This is a genomic window from Mycobacterium sp. SMC-18, assembly GCF_045310895.1.
Classification (GTDB): Bacteria; Actinomycetota; Actinomycetes; order Mycobacteriales; family Mycobacteriaceae; genus Mycobacterium.
On record NZ_JBJIAL010000014.1, the window covers coordinates 86110 to 111766 of the forward strand.

Annotated in this window: 24 protein-coding genes and 2 pseudogenes; 14 read left to right on the plus strand and 12 right to left on the minus strand. The window is 68.6% G+C overall.

Features of this window, described 5'->3' with window-relative positions; all coding sequences use genetic code 11:
* Positions 1–71: 71 nt before the first annotated feature.
* The 3 genes from ACJH6J_RS14850 to ACJH6J_RS14860 all read left to right on the plus strand — a co-directional run bounded on the left by ACJH6J_RS14850 (position 72) and on the right by ACJH6J_RS14860 (position 3391).
* Positions 72–623 (plus strand): TetR/AcrR family transcriptional regulator, encoded by a 552-nt coding sequence (locus ACJH6J_RS14850; protein WP_212813488.1) that lies wholly within the window; start codon positions 72–74, stop codon positions 621–623.
* Positions 624–1021: 398 nt separating this feature from the next.
* Positions 1022–1726, plus strand: coding sequence for a DUF2334 domain-containing protein (locus ACJH6J_RS14855; protein ID WP_212813486.1), 705 nt, complete (start codon positions 1022–1024; stop codon positions 1724–1726).
* A 24-nt stretch (positions 1727–1750) separates the two neighbouring features.
* A complete protein-coding gene (locus ACJH6J_RS14860) occupies positions 1751–3391 on the plus strand; it encodes an FAD-binding dehydrogenase (RefSeq protein ID WP_212813484.1) in 1641 nt (546 codons plus the stop codon).
* A 4-nt stretch (positions 3392–3395) separates the two neighbouring features.
* Here the strand turns inward: ACJH6J_RS14860 and ACJH6J_RS14865 are convergent, their stop codons facing one another.
* Together ACJH6J_RS14865 and ACJH6J_RS14870 are read right to left on the minus strand one after the other, a co-directional pair.
* Positions 3396–3989, minus strand: a complete 594-nt coding sequence (locus ACJH6J_RS14865; RefSeq protein WP_212813482.1) for a phosphatase PAP2 family protein — start codon at positions 3987–3989, stop codon at positions 3396–3398.
* Positions 3990–4006: 17 nt separating this feature from the next.
* Complete coding sequence (locus ACJH6J_RS14870) at positions 4007–4657, minus strand: MBL fold metallo-hydrolase (protein WP_212813480.1); 651 nt, start codon at positions 4655–4657, stop codon at positions 4007–4009.
* Positions 4658–4768: 111 nt separating this feature from the next.
* On the opposite strand from ACJH6J_RS14870, the gene purS reads away from it, so the two are divergent.
* Together purS and purQ are read left to right on the plus strand one after the other, a co-directional pair.
* Positions 4769–5008 carry a phosphoribosylformylglycinamidine synthase subunit PurS gene (purS, locus tag ACJH6J_RS14875; protein ID WP_020098778.1) on the plus strand — a complete coding sequence of 80 codons (240 nt, stop codon included), beginning with the start codon at positions 4769–4771 and terminating at the stop codon, positions 5006–5008.
* On the plus strand, positions 5005–5679 hold the full coding sequence (gene purQ / locus ACJH6J_RS14880) for a phosphoribosylformylglycinamidine synthase subunit PurQ (RefSeq protein WP_406804142.1): 675 nt from the start codon (positions 5005–5007) through the stop codon (positions 5677–5679). Before purS ends, purQ begins: the two co-directional genes overlap by 4 nt.
* A 227-nt stretch (positions 5680–5906) precedes the next feature.
* On the opposite strand, the gene ACJH6J_RS14885 is transcribed toward purQ, so the two are convergent.
* The 3 genes from ACJH6J_RS14885 to ACJH6J_RS14895 are packed head-to-tail and all read right to left on the minus strand — an operon-like array spanning position 5907 to position 9131.
* On the minus strand, positions 5907–6704 hold the full coding sequence (locus tag ACJH6J_RS14885) for a family 1 encapsulin nanocompartment shell protein (protein WP_073696664.1): 798 nt from the start codon (positions 6702–6704) through the stop codon (positions 5907–5909).
* Complete coding sequence (locus tag ACJH6J_RS14890; protein ID WP_073696663.1) at positions 6701–7717, minus strand: Dyp-type peroxidase; 1017 nt, start codon at positions 7715–7717, stop codon at positions 6701–6703. Before ACJH6J_RS14890 ends, ACJH6J_RS14885 begins: the two co-directional genes overlap by 4 nt.
* A gap of 46 nt (positions 7718–7763) precedes the next feature.
* Entirely contained in the window at positions 7764–9131 is a 1368-nt protein-coding gene (locus ACJH6J_RS14895; RefSeq protein WP_073696662.1) for a cytochrome P450, read from the minus strand.
* Positions 9132–9194: 63 nt separating this feature from the next.
* Between ACJH6J_RS14895 and ACJH6J_RS14900 the strand changes: the two genes are divergently transcribed.
* Complete coding sequence (locus ACJH6J_RS14900) at positions 9195–10454, plus strand: M18 family aminopeptidase (protein WP_073696661.1); 1260 nt, start codon at positions 9195–9197, stop codon at positions 10452–10454.
* Between the two features lie 15 nt (positions 10455–10469).
* Positions 10470–10823, plus strand: a complete 354-nt coding sequence (locus tag ACJH6J_RS14905) for a VOC family protein (RefSeq protein WP_073696660.1) — start codon at positions 10470–10472, stop codon at positions 10821–10823.
* A 4-nt stretch (positions 10824–10827) separates the two neighbouring features.
* Here ACJH6J_RS14905 and ACJH6J_RS14910 read toward each other — a convergent pair whose 3' ends face one another.
* Positions 10828–10998 carry a hypothetical protein gene (locus ACJH6J_RS14910; RefSeq protein WP_406804143.1) on the minus strand — a complete coding sequence of 57 codons (171 nt, stop codon included), beginning with the start codon at positions 10996–10998 and terminating at the stop codon, positions 10828–10830.
* 136 nt (positions 10999–11134) lie between these two features.
* Between ACJH6J_RS14910 and ACJH6J_RS14915 the strand changes: the two are divergent.
* The 3 genes and pseudogenes from ACJH6J_RS14915 (at position 11135) to ACJH6J_RS14925 (ending at position 14332) form a co-directional block, all read left to right on the plus strand.
* A pseudogene (locus tag ACJH6J_RS14915) lies at positions 11135–11558 on the plus strand (DoxX family protein).
* A gap of 51 nt (positions 11559–11609) precedes the next feature.
* Positions 11610–13898 carry a phosphoribosylformylglycinamidine synthase subunit PurL gene (gene purL / locus ACJH6J_RS14920; protein WP_073696659.1) on the plus strand — a complete coding sequence of 763 codons (2289 nt, stop codon included), beginning with the start codon at positions 11610–11612 and terminating at the stop codon, positions 13896–13898.
* A gap of 53 nt (positions 13899–13951) precedes the next feature.
* The gene (locus ACJH6J_RS14925; protein ID WP_406804144.1) at positions 13952–14332 is read left to right on the plus strand and encodes a sterol carrier family protein; all 381 of its coding nucleotides are present in this window, start codon (positions 13952–13954) and stop codon (positions 14330–14332) included.
* 1 nt (position 14333) lies between these two features.
* On the opposite strand, the pseudogene ACJH6J_RS14930 reads toward ACJH6J_RS14925, so the two are convergent.
* A pseudogene (locus tag ACJH6J_RS14930) lies at positions 14334–15596 on the minus strand (DoxX family protein).
* Positions 15597–15880: 284 nt separating this feature from the next.
* Here ACJH6J_RS14930 and purF point away from each other — a divergent pair.
* The gene (gene purF, locus ACJH6J_RS14935) at positions 15881–17413 is read left to right on the plus strand and encodes an amidophosphoribosyltransferase (protein WP_073696672.1); all 1533 of its coding nucleotides are present in this window, start codon (positions 15881–15883) and stop codon (positions 17411–17413) included.
* Between the two features lie 62 nt (positions 17414–17475).
* Positions 17476–18558 (plus strand): phosphoribosylformylglycinamidine cyclo-ligase, encoded by a 1083-nt coding sequence (gene purM / locus ACJH6J_RS14940; RefSeq protein WP_406775817.1) that lies wholly within the window; start codon positions 17476–17478, stop codon positions 18556–18558.
* Positions 18559–18619: 61 nt separating this feature from the next.
* On the opposite strand, the gene ACJH6J_RS14945 is transcribed toward purM, so the two are convergent.
* From ACJH6J_RS14945 to ACJH6J_RS14965, 5 genes are all read right to left on the minus strand, one after another.
* Positions 18620–18835 (minus strand): DUF3073 domain-containing protein, encoded by a 216-nt coding sequence (locus ACJH6J_RS14945; protein ID WP_318987077.1) that lies wholly within the window; start codon positions 18833–18835, stop codon positions 18620–18622.
* Positions 18836–18979: 144 nt separating this feature from the next.
* Positions 18980–20089, minus strand: a complete 1110-nt coding sequence (locus tag ACJH6J_RS14950; protein WP_212813459.1) for an alcohol dehydrogenase catalytic domain-containing protein — start codon at positions 20087–20089, stop codon at positions 18980–18982.
* Complete coding sequence (locus tag ACJH6J_RS14955; protein ID WP_212813457.1) at positions 20086–21303, minus strand: aminotransferase class III-fold pyridoxal phosphate-dependent enzyme; 1218 nt, start codon at positions 21301–21303, stop codon at positions 20086–20088. The genes ACJH6J_RS14950 and ACJH6J_RS14955 overlap by 4 nt, the downstream gene beginning before the upstream one ends.
* Positions 21300–22316, minus strand: coding sequence for a transketolase family protein (locus ACJH6J_RS14960; protein ID WP_406775816.1), 1017 nt, complete (start codon positions 22314–22316; stop codon positions 21300–21302). The genes ACJH6J_RS14955 and ACJH6J_RS14960 overlap by 4 nt, the downstream gene beginning before the upstream one ends.
* Positions 22313–23188 (minus strand): transketolase, encoded by an 876-nt coding sequence (locus ACJH6J_RS14965; RefSeq protein WP_406775815.1) that lies wholly within the window; start codon positions 23186–23188, stop codon positions 22313–22315. The genes ACJH6J_RS14960 and ACJH6J_RS14965 overlap by 4 nt, the downstream gene beginning before the upstream one ends.
* Before the next feature lie 65 nt (positions 23189–23253).
* Between ACJH6J_RS14965 and ACJH6J_RS14970 the strand changes: the two genes are divergently transcribed.
* Positions 23254–23994: an Lrp/AsnC family transcriptional regulator gene (locus ACJH6J_RS14970; RefSeq protein ID WP_406775814.1), complete on the plus strand. Its 741-nt coding sequence runs from the start codon at positions 23254–23256 to the stop codon at positions 23992–23994.
* Between the two features lie 171 nt (positions 23995–24165).
* A complete protein-coding gene (locus ACJH6J_RS14975) occupies positions 24166–25632 on the plus strand; it encodes an aldehyde dehydrogenase (RefSeq protein WP_212813449.1) in 1467 nt (488 codons plus the stop codon).
* The last annotated feature ends 25 nt before the right edge of the window (positions 25633–25657 follow it).

Consider the following 25657-nt stretch of genomic DNA (forward strand, 5'->3'; position numbering starts at 1 on the left):
CTCCGTAATCTAGTCGACGTCTAGATTGAAGGATATCCTGGAACTTGACACTGTCAAGATAGGATGCGGACATGGCCAGGCAGAGCTACCACCACGGCGATCTGAAGGCCGTCATCCTGGAGCAGGCGGCCGCGCTCGTCGCCGAACGTGGCGCCGACAGCATCTCGCTGCGCGAGTTGGCCCGCGCGGCCGGAGTATCGCACGCGGCGCCGGCGCACCACTTCACCGATCGGCGGGGGTTGTTCACCGCGCTGGCGACCGAGGGCTTCACGCAGCTGGCGGCTGCCCTCGCTGAGGCGGAGCCGGAATTCGCCTATGCGGCACGGGCTTACGTGCAGTTCGCCCTCGACCACCCCGGCCACTACGCCGTCATGTTCGACAAGATGCTCTACGACGCATCCGACCCGGACCTGCGAGCCGCCGAAGCCGAGGCGGCCGCCGAACTCACCGGCGGCGTGGCGACCCTGGTTGATCCCAATGCCCAGAACGACCCCGAGGGCTCGGCCCTGGCCGCGTGGTCTCTGGTCCACGGTTTCGCGCTGCTGACCCTCAACGGCGCGGTCACCGACCCCGATCCCGTCGACACCGCCGAACGCCTCGCCCGCATCCTCTTCTCCGGCTAGTTCTCCGGCCAGCCCCGCCCACCTCCCGCCTCTCACCCCCACTTCCCGCGCACCCCACCTCCCGCCGCCCCCCTTCCCGCCTCCCACCCCCACTTCCCGCTGCCCCCACTTCCCGCGAGCGGCCGTGTTTGTACGGCGACGCGCCGCAATTTGCGTGCAGGAAGGTGCCGCTCACAACTGCTGAGCGGCCGTGTCTGTACGGCGACGCGCCGCAATCTGCGTGCAAGAAGGTGCCGCTCGTGGCTGCTGAGTGGCCGCGTTTTGTACACGTAGGTCGGCGTGTCGCCGTACAAACACGGCCGCTCGCGCTGAAGAGCAGGGAGAGAAAAGGGGCAGTGTTCAGGCGGCACCAATGTCACGGCAACCGACGGGACACCTGACGTTGTCACACTGCTTACATGGCTGGCCAATTGATCGTCTCGATCTCGGGGATCCGGGACCGCACGCTGGGTGACGTCGCCGACTTCTGTGCCGAGCTCGACGCCCGGCAGATTCCGGCGTCGCTGCTGGTCGCCCCGCGGCTCAAAGGCGGCTACCGGCTGGAGCGTGACATCCCCACGGTCGAGTGGTTGACCAAACGCCGTGCGGCGGGGGCCGCTGTTGTCCTGCACGGGTTCGACGAAGCGGCCAGCAAGAAGCGTCGCGGCGAATTCGCCGCCCTGCCCGCACACGAGGCCAACCTGCGGCTGATGGGCGCCGACCGGGTGCTCGAACACCTCGGCCTGCGCACCCGCTTGTTCGCCGCGCCCGGTTGGACGGCGTCGCAGGGCACCGTGACCGCGTTGCCGCGCAACGGATTCCGGCTGTTGGCCGGCGATGCGGGCATCACCGACCTGGTGCGGTCCACCACCTTGCGGTCGCGGGTCTTCGGCATCGGCGAGGGGTTCCTCACCGAACCCTGGTGGTGTCGCACCCTGGTGCTGGCCGCCGAGCGCACGGCCCGGCGCGGCGGCACCGTCCGGCTCGCCGTGGCCGCCGGTCAGCTGCGCCGGACCGGGCCGCGTCAGGCCATGCTCGACGCCATCGACCTCTCACTCATGCACGGTTGCGCCCCCGCGGCCTACGAGTGGACGCCCGACCCGGCACTAACTGACGCGGCCTGACCCCTGGGACGCTAGCGTGGCCCCATGGACGCTGACGTCATCGTGGTGGGGGCCGGGCTGGCCGGGCTGGTCGCTGCCGCCGAACTGCTCGAGCGGGGCCGGTCAGTTCTGATCGTCGACCAGGAGAACGAGGCCAACATCGGTGGCCAGGCGTTCTGGTCGTTCGGCGGACTGTTCTTCGTCGACAGCGCCGAACAGCGACGGGTCGGTATTCGCGACAGCTACGAGCGGGCGCTGGAAGATTGGCTGCGCACAGCAGGTTTCGACCGCGACGAGGACCACTGGCCCGAGCAGTGGGCGCGCGCCTACGTCGACTTCGCCGCGGGCGAGAAGCGCAGCTGGCTGCGCGAGCGGGGCCTGCAGACCTTCGCGTTGGTCGGCTGGGCCGAACGTGGCGGCTGGGACGGCAAGGGGCCGGGCAACTCGGTGCCGCGCTTCCACATCACCTGGGGTACCGGCCCGGCACTGGTCGACATCTTCGCGCGACGGGTCGTCGGGCACCCCAAAGTGCGCTTCGCACACCGGCATCGGGTCGACGAACTGATTGTCGATCAAGGCGCCGTCGCCGGCGTGCGCGGCGCGGTGCTGGAACCGTCGAACACTGCCCGTGGTGAGGCGTCATCGCGTAACACCGTGGGGGAGTTCGAGTTCCGCGCGCAGTCGGTGATCGTCGCAAGTGGTGGCATCGGCGGCAACCACGACCTGGTGCGCCAGAACTGGCCCAAGCGCATGGGCCGGGTGCCCGGCCAGCTGCTGTCCGGTGTGCCCGCGCACGTCGACGGCCGCATGCTCGGCATCAGCCAGGCCGCCGGCGCCAGCGTCATCAACAACGACCGGATGTGGCACTACACCGAGGGCATCACCAACTACGACCCGATCTGGCCGCTGCACGGCATCCGCATCCTGCCCGGGCCGTCGTCGCTGTGGCTGGACGCCACCGGCAAGCGGCTGCCCGACCCGCTGTACCCGGGCTACGACACCCTGGGCACGCTGGAATACATCTGCCAAACCGGTTACGACTACACGTGGTTCGTGCTCGACCAGAGCATCATCGCCAAGGAATTCGGGCTGTCCGGACAGGAGCAGAATCCCGACCTCACCGGCAAGAACCTGCGGGAAGTGCTGGGGCGTAGCCGGGGCGGTGGCCCGGCCCCGGTCCGCGCGTTCGTCGACAAGGGCGTGGACTTCGTGTCGGCGAACACATTGCGCGACTTGGTTTCTGCCATGAACAAGGTGCCCGACGTCGAACCGCTGGACTACGCGACCGTCGAGGCCGAGGTCAACGCCCGCGACAAGGAGATGACCAGCAAGCTCACCAGCGACGGCCAGACCGTGGCCTACCGGGCCGCACGCTCGTACCTGCCGGACCGGCTGGCGCGCATCGCCGGGCCGCACAAACTGACCGACCCCAAGGCCGGCCCGATGATCGCCGTCAAGCTGCACATCCTGACCCGAAAGTCCTTGGGCGGCTTGCACACCGACCTCGACTCGCGGGTGCTGACGCCGGAGGGCGCGGTGCTCGACGGACTGTACGCGGCCGGCGAGGCGGCCGGTTTCGGCGGCGGCGGTGTGCACGGCTACCGGGCGCTGGAAGGCACCTTCCTGGGTGGCTGCATCTTCTCCGGCCGCGCCGCCGGACGTGCCGCGGCCCGCGCCGTCGGCTGAGTACCTAGCCGCCGGCGGGTGACTGCACGCGGTCGGCGCCCCTGGCGCGCGGGGAACGATGCAGTACCTGCGGGCCGGCGGCCAGGACCGCCAGGCACACCATCGACGTGGCATAGAGCGCGCCGCCGATGATGTCGGTGAAGTAGTGGAAGTGGTTGCTGGCCATGCCGATAGACGGGATGGCGGCGCCGATCGTCGCGATCGTGACGCTCCACGCGTGCACCCCGATCCCGAGCACCAGCATGGCCGCGACGGTGATCGCCACGGTGGTGTGGCCGCTGGGATACGCCAGATTCTCGCCGTACCAGGGCCGGCCGAACAGCACCTTCAGCACCTTGGCGCCGATGATCGAGATGACCGGGCACAACGCGGCCACGGTGGCCAGCCGCCACTCGCGTCGCCACAGCGGGATGCCCACAGCCAGCAGATAGAGCGGTACCAGCACCTTGACGCGGTTGAGCAGCAGCATCCAGTACGGGTGGTCGCCGAGCAGTGCGCGCGACGTCTGCATGAACCAGTGATCCACGGCCGAGTCACCCGACCGGACGACGATGCCCAGCGCGATCATCGCGGTGAACCCGACAAGCGGCCACCACACCAAGAACCGTCGCGCGTTCAGAACCGCATCTCCTGCTCGGGCGTCAGCACCCGGAAGTCGGTGTCGGTCATCTCGTCGAGGCGGCCGTAGTAGATGCCCTTGGCCTGCTCGGCGACGACGCCCTGATGGATCGGCACCGCATGCTGCGGCGCGACGGCCCGCAGGAAGTCGACGGCCTCGGCGATCTTCATCCACGGAGCGGCGGCCGGTGCGGCCAGCACCTCGACCGGCTCGTCCGGCACGAACAGCGCGTCGCCCGGGTGCATCAGGCGGGCAGCGTGACCAGCATCACCGACCAGGTACGAGATGTTGTCGATGATCGGAATCTCCGGGTGGATCACCGCATGCTTGCCGCCTGCGCCGCGCACCGTCAGGTGACCGATCGACACCGTGTCGCCGACGTGCACGGCCTGCCACGCGCCACCCAGCTGCGCCGCGGTCATGGGGTCGGCATACAGCTTGGCCTGCGGATTCGCCTCGACCAGGGCCGGCAGCCGGGCCGGATCGGCGTGGTCGGGGTGCTGATGAGTGATCAGGATGGCGTCCAGTCCCGTGATGCCCTCGAACCCGTGCGAGAAGTTGCCCGGGTCGAACAGGACCGTCGCCTGCGCGTCGCCGTCGGTGAATCGGGCCAACAGGCAGGAATGTCCGAAGTGCGTCAGCTCCATCAGTCCATTGTGCGGGCATCGCGGCGCACAAGGGCGCCGGTAGAGTACAGATGTCTTCCCGTCGCTACGCTCGCCTCGGCAGAGCAATCCGACCCGAACAAAGGAGCGCGCGTGGCCCGCGTCGTTGTGCACGTGATGCCCAAGGCCGAAATCCTGGACCCGCAAGGCCAGGCGATTGTGGGAGCGCTGGGGCGCCTCGGGATCACCGGAGTGTCCGACGTCCGCCAGGGCAAGCGCTTCGAACTCGAGGTCGACGACACCGTGTCCGACGAGACGCTGGAGCACGTCGCCGAGACGCTGCTGGCCAACACCGTCATCGAGGACTTCTCGGTGCACCGGGAGAACGCATGACCACCAAGGTCGGTGTCATCACCTTCCCCGGCACGCTCGACGATGTCGACGCAGCGCGCGCCGTCCGGGCCGTAGGCGGCGAGTCCGTCAGCCTCTGGCACGCCGATCCGGACCTGAAGGGCGTCGACGCCGTCATCGTCCCCGGCGGCTTCTCCTACGGCGACTACCTGCGCTGCGGCGCCATCGCCAAGTTCGCGCCCGTCATGACCTCGGTCGTCGAAGCGGCCGGCAAGGGCATGCCCGTGCTGGGCATCTGCAACGGCTTCCAGGTGCTGTGCGAGGCCGGGCTGCTGCCGGGCGCGCTGACCCGCAACGAGGGTCTGCACTTCATCTGCCGCGACGTGTGGCTCGAGGTCACCGCGACGTCGACCGCGTGGAGCAGCCGCTATGAACCCGGCGCCGACATCCTGATCCCGCTCAAGTCGGGTGAGGGACGGTACGTCGCGTCGGAGAGCGTGCTCGACGAGCTCGAAGGCGAAGGTCGCGTGGTCTTCCGCTACCGCGACAACATGAACGGTTCGATGCGCTCGATCGCCGGGATCAGCTCGGCCAACGGCCGCGTCGTCGCCCTGATGCCGCACCCCGAACACGCCACCGAGGCCCTCACCGGCCCGTCCGACGACGGACTCGGCATCTTCTTCTCGGCACTCGACGCGGTCCTGAGCGCCTGACGCCGTTCTGGCTTGCCCGCGAGGGTGCATACAGATCGCGAAAATCGCCCGCGAGACGCGCTAGGCGCACCCTCGTTGGCGTGGCCGACGCAGCTGCGCCCAGGGTTCAGGGTCAACTCGATTCGAGCATCCCGACCTGTTGACCCTGACCTGAGGGCGCACCTCACTCGAAGAAGTGCGCCCTGGGTACAGGATCAATGCGGTGGTGCGGGGGAGCAACCGATGCGTCAGCTGTCGAGCGCGACCGACGCCTCGGCGGTGTAGCACAGGAACGTCAGCGTCTCCTGCAGGTACAGCTGCACCGTCTCGGCATCGTGCGACAGGTAGCCGATGGTCACATCGGTGCCCAACTGCAGATCGAAATCGCCTCCGCGCGTGGATAATACGAACGCGCCGTCGATGGCCGGCGCCCAGATGATCTCACCGTCGACCAGGCGGTTGAGGTGCTCCAGCAGCGGGTAGCCGTGCTCGGTGGTCTCGCTGACCTTGGTGTAGGCCTCCGCCGACAGCAGCACCGAATACGGTCCGTCGACACCGGCGAGGCGCAGCTCCGACAGCGCCTGCGAGATCACGTCCGGGTAGCCGCGCGGATCGCTCGGCAGCGCCAGCGCCGGGTTGGAGCTCGAGGCGCGGATGCCCTCGATCTGGGCGGCGGGGTAGCCCTCGAAGATCGCCCGGTCCTCCGAGAACGCCAGCTTCTTGGCGGCTTCCTTCACCGGATCCCAGTCGGAGTCCTGCGCGCCGCGCTCGACGTCGTCGATGGCCGTGCGCGTCACCGTGAACGGCACCCGCAGCCGCACCAGCGGCCGGGCTTCCCGAAGATGCGCCTGCACACCGTCGGCCGGTGACGTGACATCGACGAGGTGGCCGGTGCTGACCGCGGCCGTCTTGGGTCCACCCGGTTCACTCACGTCGACGACGCGGCGGCCGGCGATGTGCCGCTTGAACGTCCGCGCGGCTTCCTCCTCGATCTGCGCCCACGCGGCGGCGGTGACGGGAGCGAGATCGCGGTACAGGTTGTTCATTGCGGTTGACCTTTCAGACTGCCGATGGACAGGGTGCCGGGGGACGTGGGTTGGGCTTCGGGTTCGGCCGGTGGCGCGGCGGGCAGGGGCGGCGGGGCATCGAGGAAATCGACTGTGGGAGTGAAGAACAACACTCCGGTGACCGCGGTGGAGAAATCCAGGATGCGGTCGGTGTTGCCCGGCGGATCGCCGATGAACATGTTGCGCAGCATGCGTTCGGTGACGGCCGGGTCGGCCGAGTACGCGATGTAGTACGTGCCGAATTCCCCTGAGCCGACGCGGCCGAACGGCATGTTGGCCCGCACGATCTGGAGCTGGTTGCCGTCGTCGTCTTCGATGACGTTGAGGGCCAGGTGCGAGTTGGGCGGCTTGACGTCGTCGGCCATCTCGATGTCCTCGAGCTTGCTCCGGCCGATCACCCGTTCCTGCTCGGTGACGCTGAGCGACTCCCACGACGACATGTCGTGCAGGTACTTCTGCACGTGAACGTAACTGCCACCGGCGAATTCGGGATCGTCGTCACCGACCAGCGCCGCGACCACGGCGTCCGGACCGTCCGGGTTCTCGGTGCCGTCGACGAAACCCAGCAGGTCGCGATTCTCGAAGAACTTGAATCCGTGTACCTCGTCGACCACCGTCACCGCGCCGTCGAGCGACTTCAGAATCTGGCCGGCCAGCTCGAAGCACACGTCCATGGCGTTGGCCCGGATGTGGAACAGCAGATCGCCCGGGGTCGAGGGCGCGTGGTGACGTGCACCCTGCAATTCGGGGAACGGGTGCAGCCCGGCGGGCCGCGATCCGCTGAACAAGCGATCCCAGGCGTCCGAGCTGATGCCGGTCACCAGGCTCAGACGGCTTGCGGGCGTGCGGAATCCAACTGCGCGAACGAGTCCGGACAGCCCGGTGAGCGCATCGTGCACTTCGGGCTCGGCGCCCTCATCGATGGTCGCGATGAGAAAGATGGCGGCAGATGTCAACGTGGTGAGAACGGGCTGAGGCCGTGCGGGACACACGAACCCGACCCTAGCGGTCGTCGCTGTGGGATGTCCGGATATGTCGCTACACGGAACGGACCCGCGCGTGGATGGGCCCGTCGGCGGTCATGGTGAACGGCAACGCAGGCGGGAAAACGTCGTGCAGTGACTGAACTTCGGTGTGGCGCACGATGGTGGCCAGCGCCAGGGTCGCTTCCAGCATCGCGAAATGATCGCCGATGCAGGTCCGTGGGCCGGCGCTGAACGGGATGTACTGCCAGCGATCACGCCCCTTGGATTGCTCCGGGTTGAAGCGGTCCGGGTCGAACTCCAGCGGATGCTCCCACAGTGCCGGGTCGCGATGCATGGCGTAGATGCCGACCAGCGCCACGGTTCCGGCTTTCACCAGGTGTCCGTCGACCTCCATGTCCTGAGTGATCAACCGATGGTTGGCCGGTCCCGGCGGAAACAGCCGGAGAGCCTCGTGGATGACCTGGACTGTGTAGGTCAGGCCCGGTAGGTCGTCGGGGGTGATTTCGCGGTCGCCTATCGCGTGCGCCTCGGCGCGGACCCTGGCCTGCAGGTCGGGATGACGACCGAGCGCCCACAGGGCGTAGGTCAGCGTGGTTGCGGTGGTGTCATGCCCGGCCAGCATGAAGATGACGAGGTCGGCACAGATCTCCGCGTCGCTCAGCGCCTGCCCGGTGTCTGGATCGGTGGCCGCCATCATCGACCGCACCAATGGAGCGTCGTGGCCAGGGTCGTCGCGGCAGGTCCGCAGGATTTGTGCCGCCATGTCGTACAAGTGCGCCGCGGCGGCACGGGCCCGGTGCCGGCCCGGGGTGGGGAGCCAGTGGGGCGGCTTGAACGGGGTCATGGCGCGGGCAGTGATGTAGGTCAGCGCGGTGTGCATCGATTCCCCGATGCTGTCTGCCAGCTCGTCCAGATCGATCCCGAGCACCGAGCGGCCCAGCGCTCGTAGCGTCAGACGCCGACACGACGCATCCAGGTCCACCACCTGCCCGTCGGCCCAGCCGGCGACAACGGTCTGGGCCGCTTGAGCCATGTGGCCGCCGAAGGCGCGAACATTCGGCTTCATGAACACCGGCTGCAACGCGCGTTTGCGGGGTACCCAGTGGTCGTTGCGCACGGTGAACAGGCTGTCTCCGAGCAGGCTGCGGACTTCGTCGTGAATGGGTGTGCGGTCGGTGGAGCGTCCCGGCTCCCCGAGGATGCAACGCGCACCGCTCGGCGACAGCGCGAAGACGAACTCGGGGCCGACCCACCGGGGTACGAGTTTGACGCGGGTCAGGGTCCCGCCCGCATCGCGCAAGATCTCCTGAGCCGCGACGGGAATGGTCGTGAACAACTTGAGCTGTTGTCGGTACGACAGCGGGCTGCGCGGTACCGACGGCAACACCGCAGCGTCCGTACGACCGATTGTATTGACCATGACGTCAGTTTTTGGGATCGTGGGCCGCCGGCGCATCAACCGAACGGCGTAGATTTTCTGGCCATGACCGGAGCTTCTGCCGCGGGCCTGTGCGAGTTCATCGACGCGTCGCCGTCACCGTTCCACGTGTGCGCGACGGTGGCCGCGCGCCTGACCGCCGCCGGCTTCACCGAGCTGCACGAGACTGACGCTTGGCCATGCTCTCCGGGTAACTACTTCACGGTGCGGGCCGGCTCGCTGGTGGCGTGGCGAGCGACGGACGCGCCGAATCCGTTCCGCATCGTCGGCGGCCACACCGACAGCCCCAACCTGCGGGTCAAGCAACACCCGGACCGGTTTGTCAGCGGCTGGCAGGTGGTGGCGCTGGAGCCCTACGGCGGCGCCTGGCTGAACTCCTGGCTGGACCGCGACCTCGGCATCAGCGGGCGGCTCTCGGTGCGGCGCGGCAACACCGTCGAGGACGTCCTGGTCCGGATCGACGACCCGATCCTGCGGGTGCCGCAGCTGGCCATCCACCTGTCCGACGACCGCAAGGGGGTCAGCCTCGACCCGCAGCGGCACGTCAACGCGGTGTGGGGTGTCGGGACCGGAACCCGCGACTTCGTGGCGTTCGTCGCCGAGCGCGCCGGGGTGGACGGCGCCGACGTCCTGGCCGCCGACCTGATGACCCACGACCTGACGCCATCCCGGCTGATCGGCGTCACGGGCGAGCTCGTCAGCGCGCCCCGGCTCGACAACCAGGGCACCTGCTACGCCGGGCTGGAGGCGTTCCTGGCCGCTCCGGCAGCCGACTACGTTCCGGTGCTCGCGCTGTTCGATCACGAAGAGGTCGGGTCGACGTCCGACCACGGCGCGCAGTCCGACCTGCTGCCGACGGTGCTCGAGCGCATCGTGCTGGCGGGCGGTGGAACGCGCGAGGACCTGTTGCGCCGGCTGGCCGGGTCGATGGTGGCCTCGGGCGACATGGCGCACGCCACTCACCCGAACTACCCCGAGCGGCACGAGCCCGGACACCTCATCGAGGTCAACGCCGGACCGGTGCTCAAGGTGCAGCCCAACCTGCGGTACGCCACCGACGGCCGGACCGCCGCGGCGTTCGCACTGGCCTGCGCCCAGGCCGGGGTACCGCTGCAGCGGTATGAGCACCGTGCCGACCTGCCGTGCGGATCCACGATCGGACCGATGACCGCGGCGCGCACCGGCATCCCGACCGTCGACGTCGGCGCCGCACAGTTGGCCATGCACTCGGCGCGCGAGGTGATGGGCGCGCACGACGTCGGGGCCTATGCCGCTGCGCTGCAGGCGTTCCTGTCACCGGCCTGACCTACAGTCGGGGCCATGGCACTCAAAGTGGAGATGGTCACATTCGACTGCACCGATGCGCAGGCGCTCGCCGACTGGTGGGCCGCGCAGTTCGGCGGCACGGTGCACACCCTGATGCCGGGGGAGTTCTTCGTCGTCAACTTCGCCGAAGGCCCGAACCTGGGTTTCCAGCAGGTCGACGACCCGACGCCCGGCAAGAACCGGCTGCACCTGGACTTCCACCTCGAAGGTGACATCGAGCCCGAGATCGAACGGCTCAAGGCCGCCGGCGCGACGGAAACCGAGCGCCACGCGTTCGGCGAGGTGGCCCGCTGGGTGGTGCTGGCCGACCCGGAGGGCAACGCGTTCTGCATCGCGGGCGCGGCCTGACGAGCTAAGGGCCGGCCTGCTCGACCAGCTCGACGCCGGTGGAAACCAGTGGCTCCGAAGCGGCATGCCACGCCTTGGACGCCACGACGATCGCGCCGGCGCAGATACACACCAGGACCGCGATCACGGCGAACATCGCGAGAGCGCCCCGGTTGACGCCCAGGTGGAGTCTCATCTGGCCACGCTAAATCCGCGGGATAAGGCCGGCGTGGGTGCCACCTAGCAGCGGGCTATGAGCCCCGCCGCGATGAATCAGCGTGCTCGCGATGGTCGACATAGTGTTGAACCACCGATCGAGAACGGAGTCCGCCATGGCCGACGCCAAGGACGTATCGAAATCACGGGCCGCGATCGCCGGCCGCAGCACACCGCAGAAGGTCGGCCTGGCGCTGAGCGCCTTCCTCCTGTTGTTCCTGCTGGCCGAATGCCATCCCGAAGATTCTCGGCATGGAGTTCGCGCGCACCGCGACCGAGGAACTCGGATTCCCGCCGTATCAGACGTACGTCATCGGATGGGTGCTGCTGGCCTGCATCATCGCGTGGGTTGTCCCGCGCACCGCAGTGCTGGGCGCGGTCGGGCTGACGGCGTACCTCGGCGGCGCCGTGACCATCGACATGCACCATGAGGCGTGGTTCCCGGTGGTCTTCGCGGTGGCCTTCGGCCTGCTGATCTGGGGCGCACTCATCCTGCGGCGGCCGGCGCTGCTCAAGGTGCTGGTCAGCGGCGACGAGTAGCCGGCGCTCGCCGTGGCGGGCGGGCCAGGTCGGCAACGGTAGACTCTCTGCGTGACGTCCTCGGTCGATACCGTCAATAACGCGACTACCACGCCCGATCAGCCCCAGCCGTATCGCGAGCTCGGCCTCAAGGATGACGAGTACCAGCGCATCCGCGAGATCCTCGGCCGCCGGCCCACCGATGCCGAACTGGCCATGTACTCGGTGATGTGGAGCGAGCACTGCTCCTACAAGTCCTCGAAGGTGCACCTGCGCTACTTCGGTGAGACCACCACCGACGAGATGCGCGCCGGCATGCTGGCCGGTATCGGCGAGAACGCCGGCGTCGTCGACATCGGTGACGGCTGGGCCGTCACCTTCAAGGTCGAATCGCACAACCACCCGTCATACGTCGAGCCCTACCAGGGTGCGGCCACCGGCGTCGGCGGCATCGTCCGCGACATCATGGCCATGGGCGCCCGCCCGGTCGCGGTCATGGACCAGCTGCGCTTCGGCGCGGCCGACGCCCCCGACACCCGCCGCGTGCTCGACGGCGTCGTCCGCGGTGTCGGTGGCTACGGCAACTCGCTGGGCCTGCCGAACATCGGCGGCGAGACCATCTTCGACCCGTCCTACGCCGGCAACCCGCTGGTGAACGCCCTCTGCGTCGGCGCGCTGCGCGTCGAGGACCTGCACCTGGCCTTCGCGTCCGGTACCGGCAACAAGATCATCCTGTTCGGTGCCCGCACGGGTCTGGACGGCATCGGCGGCGTCTCCGTGCTGGCCTCGGACACCTTCTCGGGCGACGAGTCCGGTGCCGGCCGCAAGAAGCTGCCGAGCGTTCAGGTCGGCGACCCGTTCACCGAGAAGGTGCTCATCGAGTGCTGCCTCGAGCTGTACGCGGCGCACCTCGTGGTCGGCATCCAGGACCTCGGTGGCGCCGGATTGTCCTGTGCCACTTCGGAACTGGCATCGGCCGGCGACGGCGGCATGCACATCGACCTGGACAAGGTGCCGCTGCGCGCGACGGGCATGACCCCGGCCGAGGTGCTCTCCAGCGAGTCGCAGGAGCGCATGTGTGCCGTCGTGACGCCGGAGAACGTCGATGCGTTCATGGCCGTCTGCCGCAAGTGGGACGTGCTGGCCACCGTCATCGGTGAGGTCACCGACGGTGACCGGCTGAAGATCAGCTGGCACGGCGAGACCGTCGTCGACGTGCCGCCGCGCACCGTCGCGCACGAGGGCCCGGTGTACAACCGGCCCGTCCAGCGCCCCGACACCCAGGACGCGCTGATCGCCGACACCTCCGCCACGCTGCCCCGGCCGAAGACCGGCGACGAGCTGCGCGCCACCCTGCTGCAGCTGCTCGGCAGCCCGCACCTGTGCAGCCGCGCCTTCATCACCGAGCAGTACGACCGCTACGTCCGCGGTAACACCGTCCTGGCCGAGCACGCCGACGGCGGCGTCCTGCGCATCGACGAGGCCACCGGCCGCGGCATCGCGGTGTCGACCGACGCGTCGGGTCGTTACACCCAGCTGGACCCCTACACCGGCGCGCAGCTGGCGCTGGCCGAGGCCTTCCGCAACGTCGCCGTCACCGGCGCGACGCCGGTCGCCGTCACCAACTGCCTCAACTTCGGCTCGCCGGAGGACCCGGGCGTCATGTGGCAGTTTTCGCAGGCTGTCCGTGGTCTCGCGGATGGCTGTGCGGCCCTTGGTATTCCGGTCACCGGCGGCAACGTCAGCTTCTACAACCAGACCGGTTCGACCGCGATCCTGCCGACCCCGGTGGTGGGTGTGCTCGGCGTCATCGACGATGTGCACCGCCGCATCCCGACCGGTATCGGACTGGAGCCGGGGGAGACCCTGATCCTGCTGGGCGACACCTACGACGAGTTCGACGGTTCGGTGTGGGCCCAGGTCACGGCCGACCATCTCGGTGGCGTGCCGCCGCGGGTCGACCTCAAGCGCGAGCAGCTGCTGTCCGAGGTGCTGACCGCCGGTTCGCGCGACGGACTGATCTCGGCCGCCCACGACCTGTCCGAGGGCGGGCTCATCCAGGCCGTCGTCGAGGCGGCCTTGGCCGGCGAAACCGGTTGTCGCGTCCTGCTTCCCGAGGATGCTGACCCGTTCGTGCAGCTGTTCTCCGAGTCGTCGGGCCGTGTCCTTGTCGCGGTGCCGCGCACCGAGGAGAGCCGCTTCATGGCGATGTGCGAGGCCCGTGAGCTGCCGGCCGTCCGCATCGGTGTCGTGGATCCGGGCAGCGACTCGGTGGAGGTTCAGGGCCAGTTCAGCGTCACGCTGGACGAGCTGAGGACCACCTCCGAGAGCGTGCTGCCCGCCCTGTTCTCCCATGAGTGATTTGTGCACGAAAATCCGCGCCCACCGCGGAAAATCGTGCACAAATCCCTGAGATGGTGACGCGTAAGGCGCCCGACCCGGCGCAGACGCGGGCGGCGGTGTTGCTGGTAGTCGACTGGCTGCGGGATGAGCAAAGTCCGCAGCCTGAGAGGGCCGCGATCTCGGACGCCGTCCGGCTGACCGCGCGGACCCTCGCGGCTGTCGCCCCCGGCGCCAGCGTCGAGGTACGGGTGCCGCCTTTCGTTGCGGTGCAGTGTATTTCGGGGCTCAGTCACACCCGCGGCAATCCGCCCAACGTGGTGGAGACCGACCCGCGCACCTGGCTGCTGTTGGCCACCGGACTCCTGTCGGTGGCCGACGCCACGGGACTGCAGATGTCCGGATCGCGGGCAGCGGAGATCGCCGACTGGCTGCCGCTGGTGGCGCTCACCTGACTCACCTGAAGAACGGGTACTCCTGAACCCAGTGAAAACCCCTGTTGCGCAGGGTGAATTGGTTCGGGTCGACCTGATCGAGGGTGATCTGCGCGGGGCGGCCGCGCAGCGTGCCGGTCAGCTGCAGTTGTCGGGCGGACGGACGGGTCACCTTCAAATCGGCCAGCGGCGTGTCGCCGGGTTCGGTCGCCGTGATGGTGTCGGACGTGACGGTGGCGGTTGCGTCCACCAGCTCGCCGTTCATCCGCTGGTACGTCAGTGCGCCAGGCTTCTCGAAAACCAGGCGCTGCCAACGGGTCTCGTCGGTGGTCAGGGGTGGCAGTGCCTTGCCGTCGACGCGGAACTCGCGGACCGCCCAGATTCCGTACAGCTCGGGCTTGGGGCTGCCGCCCCCGTACGTGTGCCACGCCTGCCAGCTGCCCCAGGCACAACCGACGACGATCCAGAGACCCAGCGCGGCCTGCGCGACGGCCGCTCGCCGATTGGCCCGCGCGGAGCTGAACAGCTCGGGTTGGGTGACCGGCTCCGCCGGGCGTTGCAGGAGGAACAGGTTCGTCAGGCGGCCGAGCTGGGGGACGAGCAGCACCAGGCTCATCAGCAGCAGGTGACCGGACAGGATCTTGACCGGCACGTCGAAGGTCATGTTCAGCAGGAACACCTGGGCCATGCTGGCCAGGCCCAACAGTGTCCCCAGCGTCGCGGTGCGCGGCAGGAACATGAGCAACCCGGCGAGCACCTCGACGGCGCCGAGTGCCATCTCGTACGGATGGGAGCTGCCCACCTGCAGCCACAACACCGAGGCCGGGCTGAAGTCGCCGTAGGACCGCAGCAGCGCGGTCAGCGGCGGTTCCGGCATCTGGGTCGGCACGAGCTTCGCGAAGCCGTAGAACAGCATCTGTCCGGCGACGCACAACCGCAGGAACGTCAGGAACCACGCCGACAGCCGCGCGTAGTCGGGCCGCCGCCGGTCCACGACCGTCCACACCGCGGTGCCGACGGCCGCGACGGCCAGCAGGCAGAACACCAGCACCCAGATCGCGGCCTGGTCGCCGCTGCCGGAGTCCGGGTGCAGCACCGCCTCGACACCGAAGACCTCACAGCCGACCCATCTCACCGCCGGGCCCAGCACCGTCATCTGTCACATCACCGCCAGCTTCGGCAGCCATTCACTGACGATCCCGAAGAAAGCGAACGTGATCTGAGCGAACAACAGACAGAACAGGCCGAAGTACAGAAAACAGAATCTGAATGCGATCTTCGTCACTGTGGACCAGGGTGGCGGCGTGGTGTCGACGCCGGATTGGGTCGCGTCCGTGACGGGCTGTTCTGAATGTTGCCTCCCCATGAAAACCAGTTAAACAGCTGGATTGCGGTGGGCCGGTGGCCATCCCGAGTGCTCTGGGGCGGCGCGCGGCCGGGCGCGAGCTGAGCCGGGCAGGTGTCCCGCAGCGCCCGAGGCAGTGCCGGCCGCGCGATTCGATTCCATTTCGCGCCCATCTGGACCGTAGACTCGTCTCTGTCACCAACCGCCTCCCCGGGAGCAGCCCTATCGTGACCGAACAGACCGAGAACGAGCCACGCGAGGAATGCGGCGTATTCGGGGTCTGGGCCCCTGGCGAGGACGTGGCAAAGCTCACGTACTACGGCCTCTATGCGCTGCAGCACCGAGGGCAGGAAGCGGCAGGCATCGCCGTCGCCGACGGATCTCAGATTCTGGTGTTCAAGGACCTCGGTCTGGTCAGCCAGGTGTTCGATGAGCAGACCCTGGCCGCCATGCACGGCCACGTCGCCGTCGGGCACTGCCGTTACTCCACCACGGGCTCCACCACGTGGGAAAACGCGCAGCCGGTGTTCCGCAACACCGCCGCCGGCACGGGCGTCGCGCTCGGCCACAACGGCAACCTGGTCAACACCGCGGAACTGGCGGCCCGGGCCCGCGAAGACGGCCTGATCAACGCGCGTGGCCATGTCGCCGCCACCACCGACTCCGACATCCTGGGCGCGCTGCTGGCGCACGGCGCCGCCGACTCGAGCCTGGAACAGTCCGCGCTGGAACTGCTGCCGCAGGTCCGCGGCGCGTTCTGCCTGACCTTCATGGACGAGAACACCCTGTACGCCGCCCGCGACCCGCACGGCGTGCGTCCGCTGTCCCTCGGCCGGCTGGACCGCGGCTGGGTCGTCGCCTCCGAGACCGCCGCGCTGGACATCGTCGGCGCCTCGTTCGTCCGGGACATCGAACCCGGTGAGCTGCTGGCCATCGACGCCGACGGCGTGCGCTCCACCCGGTTCGCCAACCCCGAGCCGAAGAGCTGCGTCTTCGAGTACGTCTACCTGGCCCGCCCGGACAGCACCATCGCCGGCCGCTCGGTGCACGCCGCGCGCGTCGAGATCGGCCGCCGGCTGGCGGAGGAGAAGCCCGTCGACGCCGACCTGGTCATCGGGGTGCCCGAATCGGGCGTGCCCGCGGCCGTCGGCTACGCGCAGGGCTCGGGTATCCCGTTCGGGCAGGGCCTGATGAAGAACGCCTACGTCGGGCGCACCTTCATCCAGCCGTCCCAGACCATCCGTCAGCTCGGCATCCGGCTCAAGCTGAACCCGCTGAAGGAAGTCATCCGCGGCAAGCGGCTGATCGTCGTCGACGACTCGATCGTCCGCGGCAACACGCAGCGCGCCCTGGTCCGCATGCTGCGCGAGGCCGGCGCCGTCGAGGTGCACGTGCGCATCGCGTCGCCGCCGGTGAAATGGCCGTGCTTCTACGGCATCGACTTCGCCACCCCCGCCGAGCTGATCGCCAACGCCAAGAGCACCGAGGCCAGCGAGGACGAGATGCTCGAGGCGGTCCGGCATGCGATCGGTGCCGACTCCCTCGGCTACATCAGCAGGCAGGGCATGATCGCCGCCACCGAACAGCCCGCCTCCCGGCTGTGCGCGGCCTGCTTCGACGGCAACTACCCGATCGAACTGCCGGGTGAAGCCGCCCTCGGCAAGAACGTCGTCGAGCACATGCTGGCGACCGCGGCCCGCACCGGCCTGCCGCTGACCGCCGACAACGACAACGCCTCGGCCCTGCGTCGCCCCTGACCGGACGCCCTGACTGGGCGCGACGTGCATCCGCGAGGGTGCGACCGGTAGCCTTGGGGCCGATGACTAGCCAGGATGAGCGAGCTGAATCGATTGGCGCCTCCTACGCTTCGGCGGGGGTTGACATCGAGGCAGGCGATCGCGCCGTCGAATTGTTCAAGCCCCACGCGAAGAAGGCCACCCGCCCTGAGGTGCGGGGTGGTCTCGGAGGTTTTGCCGGTCTGTTCGGCCTGAAAGCCGGATACCGCGAGCCGCTGTTGGCCTCGTCGACCGATGGTGTGGGCACCAAACTCGCCGTGGCACAGGCCATGGACAAGCACGACACCGTCGGCATCGACCTCGTCGCGATGGTCGTCGACGACCTCGTGGTGTGTGGCGCCGAGCCGCTGTTCCTGCAGGACTACATCGCCGTGGGCCGGACCGTGCCCGAGCGGGTGGCCGAGATCGTCTCGGGCATCGCCGACGGCTGTGTCCAGGCCGGCTGTGCGCTGCTGGGCGGTGAGACCGCCGAGCACCCGGGTCTGATGGAGCCCGACCACTACGACATCTCCGCGACCGGCGTCGGCGTCGTCGAGGCCGACGACCTGCTGGGCCCCGAGAACGTCCGCCCCGGAGACGTGATCATCGCCATGGCCGCCACCGGCCTGCACTCCAACGGCTACTCGCTGGCCCGCAAGGTGCTGCTCGAGATCGACCGCATGAGCCTGTCGGGCCACGTCGAGGAGTTCGGCCGCACGCTCGGTGAAGAGCTGCTGGAGCCGACCCGCATCTACGCCAAGGACTGCCTGGCACTGGCCGCCGAGACCCAGGTGCGCACCTTCTGCCACGTCACCGGTGGTGGACTGGCCGGGAACCTGGAACGCGTCATCCCGCACGGCCTGACCGCCGAGATGGACCGCGGCACCTGGACGCCGGCGCCGGTGTTCCAGATGATCGCCCAGCGCGGCCGCGTGGAGCGTGCCGAAATGGAGAAGACGTTCAACATGGGTGTCGGCATGGTCGCCGTCGTCGCGCCGGAGGACACCGACCGCGCACTGGCGATTCTGACTGCCCGGCACCTGGATTGCTGGACCCTGGGCACCGTCAACAAGGGTGGCAAGAGCAGCGTTCGCGCCGAGTTGGTGGGCCAGCACCCGCGCTTCTGACCTTCAGGTCGTGCGCGGGGGCTGGGCCGGCGGCCTTGGGACTCAGGGCCGCTCGTGGGGTCTAGTGACGCCAGTCGTCTTCGGGAACGGCCCAGCGACCGGCGGGCTCGTCGTCCGAGTCGTCGTCGCCCAGGTCGTCATCGAAGGCACTGGTGCGGTAACCAACGGGGTCGTTCGAGAGCTCTCGTTGCAGCCGACCGAAATCGGTCTGCGGTGAGCTGTACTTAAGGTCTCGAGCAACCTTGGTCTGCTTTGCCTTTGCTCGGCCGCGGCCCATGGGGGACCCCCTCGCGCAATAACGGAGCGGCCCGATGTGCAGGCGGCTCCGATCTGAGTGTGTTTATTGTCCTGCCGTTAGCTTACCGTGCCCGGCGGTCTCATGCTGGCAGGCCACCCTTACGGGGGTCTGAGGGCCGAATCGTCAGCCCTGGTCGAACAGGATGACCTGACGAATGGCCTGCCCGTCGGCCAGCCGATCCATCGCCTCGTTGATCTGATCGAGCCGAATCCGCGCGGAAATGAGCTTCTCCACCGGCAGCTTCCCGTCGCGCCACAGTTGCGCGTACCTGGGGATGTCGCGGGCCGGGACCGACGAGCCCAGATAGCTGCCGACGACCATCCTGGCCTCGGCGGTGACCGTCAGCGGTGAGATGGCGGCCAGTGCGGCCGCGGCCGGCAGGCCCACCGTGATGGTGTTGCCGCCCGGCAGCGTCGCGCCGAAGGCCGTCTCGAAGGCGCGGGGATGCCCGGCACACTCGATGACGTGCCGGGCCTTGATGCCGAGTTCAGCGGCCTGACCTGCGGTATAGGTCTCGGTCGCGCCCAGCGCGGCTGCCTGGCCGAGCTTGTCCGCGGCGGTGTCGACCGCGATGACCCGCGCGACCTGCAGCGCCCGCGCGGTGATGACGGCCGCCATGCCGACGCCGCCGAGGCCGACCACCATCAGGCTGTCGGTCGGCGCGGGCCTGGCGACGTTGAGTACCGCACCACCGCCGGTCAGCACGGCGCAGCCGAGCATCGCGGCGACGTCGGGCGGGACATCGGATCCGACGGGCACGACGGAGGCCCGGTCGACGACGGCGTGGGTGGCGAAACCGGAGACGCCGAGGTGGTGGTGCACGGGCCGGCCGGCCGCACTCAGGCGCCGGCCGGCCAGCAGCGTGCCGGCGGAGTTCGCCGCGGATCCGGTCGGGCACGGCAGGCGGCCGCCTTCGGCGCAGTCGGGGCACTCGCCGCAGCGGGGCAGGAACGACATCACGACGCGCTGCCCGGGGCGGATGTCGCCGACGGCGTCACCGGTGGCGACGACGACACCGGCTGCCTCGTGCCCCAGCAGCATCGGCAGCGGGCGGGGCCGGTTGCCGTCGACGACGCTCAGGTCCGAGTGGCATACGCCGGCCGCCTCGATCCGGACCAGCAGCTCGGTCGGGCCGGGATCCGCCAGCTCCAGCTCGCCGACCGTGATCGGCCGCGACTGTGCGTACGGCCGGGCCCGCCCGGCCTCCTCGAGGACTGCACCGGTGATCTTCATCGGCGGGCCAATGCCGCGAAGGCGTCGTCGGTGCGGTCGAGCGCGTCGTGGATGTCCGTCGCCGTGTGGGCCGCGCTGAGGAACCAGTTGTGGTACGGGTGCAGGTAGACGCCGCGGGCACCGGCCTCGTCGCACCACAGCCGGGTCTGGCTGAAGTCGTCGTCACCGGCGAACCGCAGCAGTGGCATCTGCACCGGCCCCGTCTGCACGACCTCGAAGCCGTGCGCGCGGGCCTGGGCCGCCAGCCCTTCGCGCAGGCGCTGACCGGAGTCGGACATGCGCTGCATCGCGTCGGTGTCGCGCAGTTCCCGGATGGTCGCCAGCGCGGCCGCCATCGACACCGCGGAGTACCAGAACGACCCCGTGGCGTAGATGCTGCCAGCCGCTTCTCTCATCGCTTCGGTGCCCGTCACTGCCGCCAGCGCGTAGCCGTTGGCGATGGCCTTGGACCACGCCGACAGATCGGGACGCACGCCCAGCGGCTCCCAGCTACCGGCGAGGTCCAGCCGGAAGCCGCAGCGGACGTCGTCGAGGACCAGCGCCGCGCCGGTGCGGTCGCACAGTTCGCGTAACCCCTTGGCGAACAACGGATCGGCCAGTTCCTGATCGCGGTACACGTCGTGCCGGAACGGGCAGACGATGACGGCGGCCAGATCGCCGCCGGCGCGGTCGACAGCGGCGCGAAGGGAATCGAGGTCGTTGTACTCGAAGTAGTCGAGATGCGCCCGGTCCTCACGCGTCACCCCTGCCGTCACGGGGGTGCACCACGGCACCGCACCGTGATACGCCCCGTGAGCGATGAGCACCTTGCGCCGCCCGGTGGCCGCGCGCGCGATCGTCACACACGCGGTGGTGGCGTCGGTGCCGTTCTTGGCCAGCATCGCCCAGTCGGCGTGGGCCACGGTGTCGACGAGCAGTTCGGCCAGTTCCACCATCACCGGAGCCGCGCCGTTGAGGCAGTCGCCCTTGGCGATCTGCTCCGAAACCGCTTGTTGTACAGCTGGATTGCGATGGCCGAGCACCACGGGGCCCCAGCCGCACATGAAATCCAGGTACGTGTTGCCGTCGGTGTCGGTGATGCGGCAGCCCTCGCCGGTGGCCATGTACTGCGGCAGCGTGGCCGAGAACGACCGCACATTCATGTGTCCGTACATGCCGCCGGGGACGACGAGCCGGGCTCGTTTGGTCAGGGCCGTGTCGTTGTGGTCGATCATCGCAACAGCTCCCGGGCCACCGCCGCGACACCGGGTGCGTCCAGCCGGTACTTGGCATACAGCGCCGCCGGGGGACCGACGGGGATGTACTCGTCGGGCACACCGTGTTTGGCGAACGGCACGGTGGGCGCGCCGTTCAGGAACAGCGCTTCGGCGACCGCCGACCCCAGGCCATTGGTGACGTTGTGTTCCTCGACGGTGAGGATGGCGCCGGTCTCGTGCGCGGCGGCGAGTACCTCGTCGATGTCGAGCGGCGCGACGGTGTGCATGTCGACGACGCGGGTCCTGATGCCTTCGTCCGCCAGGATCGCCGCGGCCTCCAGGGCCGGGTGGACCTCGCTGCCGGTGGCGATGATGGTCAGGTTGTGGCCGTCGCACAGCCGGATGGCCTTGCCGAAGGTGAGCTCGGGCACCGTCTGATAGACCTCGGGGTCGCGGCCGCGGCCCAGCCGGATGTACATCGCGCCCGGGTGGTCGACGGACGCCCGCAGGATCGCGCGCAGGTGGTTGGCGTCGGTCGCGCAGACGACGGTCAGTTCGGCGAAAGTGCGCAGTACGCCAAGGTCTTCCAGCGCGTGGTGGCTGGTGCCGTAGAACCCCATCGACATGCCGGAGTGGTGTCCGACGATCCGCACGGGCATCCGCGGGTACGCGCAGTCGGTGCGGATCTGCTCGGCGCACAGCAGTGCCGAGAACGACGCGAACGTCGCGGCGAACGGCACGTAGCCGCACGACGCCATGCCGGCCGCGGACGTGATCATGCCCTTCTCGGCGATGCCCATGTTGAAGAACCGGTCGGGGTGGCGTGCGGAGAAATCGGTGGCCCGGTTGGCGCTGGCCAGATCGGCCGTCAGCACGACGACGCGCGGATCGTGGTCGGCCAGGTCGGCCAGTTCCTCACCGAACACGAACGCGGGAATCGAACTGACGTCGCTGCCGTCGAACGAGCGCTTGTCGCGCAGTTCGGTGGCGCCGCCGCCGAAAATCTCTGCCTGGTCCTGGGTTTCGGTCATTTCGCTGCCTCCAGCGGACGCAGGCCGGCCTGCAGTTCCGCGATCACGTCGTCGTAGTCGGCGCCGACGAGGTTGCCGACGTGCCAATCGGGGTTGTATTCCATGAGCTGCACGCCGCGGCCCTTGACTGTGTCGGCGACGATGAGCTGTGGTGGGCCGTCGGGCTTGTCGGGCAGGGTGCCGAACAGATCCAGCAGCGCCGCGGGGTCATGCCCGTCGACGCGGTGGGTCTGCCAGCCGAAGGCGGCGAAGCGGTCTTCGATGGGCTCGACGCTCATCACGTCATCGGTGAAGCCGTCGATGCACAACTGGTTACGGTCGACGATCGCGACCAGCTTGCCGAGGCGGTAGTGCCCGGCGGCGTTGGCGGCCTCCCAGATCTGGCCCTCGTGCAACTCGCCGTCGCCCAACATGCAGAAGGTGCGGTACGGGCGGTTGCCGACCCGTCCGGCGAAGGCCATGCCGACGGAGATGGACAGGCCGTGGCCGAGCGAGCCCGAACTGAAATCGATGCCCGGGATCTTCTTCATGTCGGGGTGATCGCCGAACGGGCTGCCCAGGCGTGTGTAGTCGTCGAGCGCCGACGGCGGGAAGAAGCCGACTTCGGCCAGCACCGGGTACAGGCCGATCGCGGCGTGGCCCTTGCTCAGGACGAACCGGTCACGGTCGGCCCATTTCGGTTCTGCCGGGCGGTATTTCAGGACCGAGTAGTACAGGGCCGCGAACAGCTCGGCGGCCGAGAAGGACGACGTGTAGTGGCCGGCGCCGGCGATCCGGGACAGTCGCACGGTCTCGAGCCGGATGAACTTCGCCCGGTCGGCGAGTTGCTCCAGTGCTGCCGCCCGGTCGGGCGTTCCCGTTGGTGGAATCATCTGCTGCTCCCTTGCAGTGGGTGGTGCCGACCGGGGCGTGCCAAAGGCGATGTGGCGCAACGGGTATGGCGCTGATCGCAGTTCCGGCTGTGGTCGGCCTCACGCTATGGTGGGAGATCTTTCGAGGCTGGACGGGTGCCACCGAATTTCGTTCGGAAACTCAGGCGAACAAGACTCTTTTTTCGGCTGCGGCCCGTATTGTCCGAGATGCGCCGAAGGATGTGCTGCCCGAACTCGGGCGCGGACGCCGCGGCTTCAGGCTGTGGCACGAGGAGGTTCAGATGCAGCGGTATGAGGACGGCCGGGTCGGAGAGGTCAAGACCGACGAGATCGACGAGTTGTTGCTCTGGGAGCTGACCACCAACGGCCGGCGCACCAACAATGAGTTGGCCCGCAAGGCGGGAATCGCGCCGTCGACCTGCCATGCGCGGATCAAGCGGCTCGAGCAGCTCGGTGTCATCCGGTCGATCAACGCGTTCGTGGACTACGAGGCGCTCGGATTCCCGGTGCAGGCAATCGTTTTCGTGCGGCTGCCCGCGTCGGCGCGCGATCAGGTGAAGAGCTACGCCAGTCGGGTGATCCGGTTTCCCCAGGTGCTCAACGTGTTTCACATGGGCGGGCCGGACGACTTCCTGATCCATGTGGCGTGCACGTCGACCAGTCAGCTGCGCGACTTCGTCGCGACCAAGCTCAGTTCCGGGCCCGTCGCGGCCACGACGACCAGCATCATGTTCGATCACTACATCGGCGTCCAGCACATGGAATACGTCAGCGGTTACGACGAGATGCGTCGGCCGATCCGGTAAATACCGAAGAAATTTCGGCGGGCACCAGGTCTGGCCGGGCTTGTTTCGAAGAACATCGAAACTTCCGGACCACCTGGCGCACGATGTTCGGAATCCTCCCGGGGCCCGAAATGTGGTCTGCATCATAGGCAGCGTCTTGCCGCCACGGCCCGCCCCGAGAGGAATTCGACGATGACCGCAGCAATGGAACTGCTCGCCAAGCACCGGATGTCGATCGGTGGTCAGGAGCGCGACAGCGCCTCCGGTCAGGTCATCGAGATCCGCGACAAGTTCGACGGCCACCTCATCGGCACCGTGCCGGCCGGCACCGTCGCCGACGCGCAGGACGCCCTCGACGCAGCCGTGGCCGGTGTCGAAACCTGGTCGGCAACACCGGCGTTCCGTCGAGCCGCCATCCTCAAGACCGCCGCTGCACAGATCCGCGCCGACCGCGCCCAACTGAGCGCGATGCTGTCGGCGGAGAACGGCAAGACCATCTCCGATGCCAGGGCGGAGATCGACACCACCGCCCGCATCTTCGACGGCTTCGCCGAAGAATCCCTGCGGCTGTTCGGGCAGACCATCCCCCTCGACATCCAGGACGGGCTGCAATCGGACCTCATGCTCACAGTGCGTGAGCCGCTCGGCGTCATGGTGGGCATCGTCCCGTTCAACTTCCCGGCCGAGTTGTACGCGCACAAAGTGGGGGCCGCGCTCGCCGCGGGCAACCCCATGATCGTCAAGCCGCCGGAGGACGACCCGATCGTCACCGTCATGCTCACCGAGATCCTGCACCGGGCCGGAGTGCCCGGCGCCGCACTGCAATTGGTCACCGGTTATGGCCACATCGTCGGCGCGCACCTGGCCGGCAGCCCCGACATCGCGGCGGTCACGTTCACCGGCAGCACCGCGGTAGGCGCCGTCATCGCCGCCGCCGCGGGCCGCAACGTCGTTCGCGTCTTCCTCGAACTCAGTGGCAACGACGCCTTCATCGTCTGCGACGACGCCGACCTCGACACGGCCGTCGACCATGCCGTCGCGGGGCGCACCTACGCCAACGGACAGGTGTGCGTGGCCACCAAACGCATCATGGTCGTCCGGTCCCGCTATCAGGAGTTCGTGGACCGCCTGCGTGAGCGGGTCGCGGCGCTGCGGGTCGGCGATCAGCGCTGCGAAACCACCGATGTCGGTCCGCTCATCAGCGTCGAGGCAGCGCGGACCGTCGAACGGCAGATCCACGAAGCCGTCGAGCAGGGCGCGCGGGTGCTGGTCGGTGGCACCCGGCGCGGTCCCTTCATCGACCCCACGCTGCTGGAGATCGACACCCGCGTCGGCATCGCCACCGACGAAGAAATCTTCGGGCCCGTCTTCTCGGTGCTCGCCGTCGACAACCTCGACGAGGCCATCGAACTCGCCAACGCCTCCCAATTCGGGCTCAATGCAGCGGTTTTCACCAACGACGTCACACAGGCCATCCGCGCCGGCCGGCGCATCAAGGCCGGCATCGTCTCGGTGAACGGCGGCAACACCTACCGGCCCGACGTGGCCGCGTTCGGCGGCTACAAGAAGAGCGGCCTGGGGCGTGAAGGGATCGCCTACACGCTCGACGAATTCACCCAGGTCAAGAGCATCGTGCTGCGGGGCGTGCTCGCCGACTGACCCCGCCCGCTCGCCCCGCCGTTCC

Coding starts and splice junctions, on each gene's coding strand:
- ACJH6J_RS14850 (WP_212813488.1), top strand. CDS start 72: ATGGCCAGGCAGAGCTACCACCACGGCGATCTGAAGGCCGTCATCCTG.
- ACJH6J_RS14855 (WP_212813486.1), top strand. CDS start 1,022: ATGGCTGGCCAATTGATCGTCTCGATCTCGGGGATCCGGGACCGCACG.
- ACJH6J_RS14860 (WP_212813484.1), top strand. CDS start 1,751: ATGGACGCTGACGTCATCGTGGTGGGGGCCGGGCTGGCCGGGCTGGTC.
- ACJH6J_RS14870 (WP_212813480.1), bottom strand. CDS start 4,657: ATGGAGCTGACGCACTTCGGACATTCCTGCCTGTTGGCCCGATTCACC.
- purQ (WP_406804142.1), top strand. CDS start 5,005: ATGACCACCAAGGTCGGTGTCATCACCTTCCCCGGCACGCTCGACGAT.
- ACJH6J_RS14885 (WP_073696664.1), bottom strand. CDS start 6,704: ATGAACAACCTGTACCGCGATCTCGCTCCCGTCACCGCCGCCGCGTGG.
- ACJH6J_RS14895 (WP_073696662.1), bottom strand. CDS start 9,131: ATGGTCAATACAATCGGTCGTACGGACGCTGCGGTGTTGCCGTCGGTA.
- ACJH6J_RS14900 (WP_073696661.1), top strand. CDS start 9,195: ATGACCGGAGCTTCTGCCGCGGGCCTGTGCGAGTTCATCGACGCGTCG.
- ACJH6J_RS14905 (WP_073696660.1), top strand. CDS start 10,470: ATGGCACTCAAAGTGGAGATGGTCACATTCGACTGCACCGATGCGCAG.
- ACJH6J_RS14910 (WP_406804143.1), bottom strand. CDS start 10,998: ATGAGACTCCACCTGGGCGTCAACCGGGGCGCTCTCGCGATGTTCGCC.
- ACJH6J_RS14925 (WP_406804144.1), top strand. CDS start 13,952: ATGGTGACGCGTAAGGCGCCCGACCCGGCGCAGACGCGGGCGGCGGTG.
- purM (WP_406775817.1), top strand. CDS start 17,476: ATGACTAGCCAGGATGAGCGAGCTGAATCGATTGGCGCCTCCTACGCT.
- ACJH6J_RS14945 (WP_318987077.1), bottom strand. CDS start 18,835: ATGGGCCGCGGCCGAGCAAAGGCAAAGCAGACCAAGGTTGCTCGAGAC.
- ACJH6J_RS14950 (WP_212813459.1), bottom strand. CDS start 20,089: ATGAAGATCACCGGTGCAGTCCTCGAGGAGGCCGGGCGGGCCCGGCCG.
- ACJH6J_RS14955 (WP_212813457.1), bottom strand. CDS start 21,303: ATGATCGACCACAACGACACGGCCCTGACCAAACGAGCCCGGCTCGTC.
- ACJH6J_RS14960 (WP_406775816.1), bottom strand. CDS start 22,316: ATGACCGAAACCCAGGACCAGGCAGAGATTTTCGGCGGCGGCGCCACC.
- ACJH6J_RS14965 (WP_406775815.1), bottom strand. CDS start 23,188: ATGATTCCACCAACGGGAACGCCCGACCGGGCGGCAGCACTGGAGCAA.
- ACJH6J_RS14970 (WP_406775814.1), top strand. CDS start 23,254: ATGGCGCTGATCGCAGTTCCGGCTGTGGTCGGCCTCACGCTATGGTGG.
- ACJH6J_RS14975 (WP_212813449.1), top strand. CDS start 24,166: ATGACCGCAGCAATGGAACTGCTCGCCAAGCACCGGATGTCGATCGGT.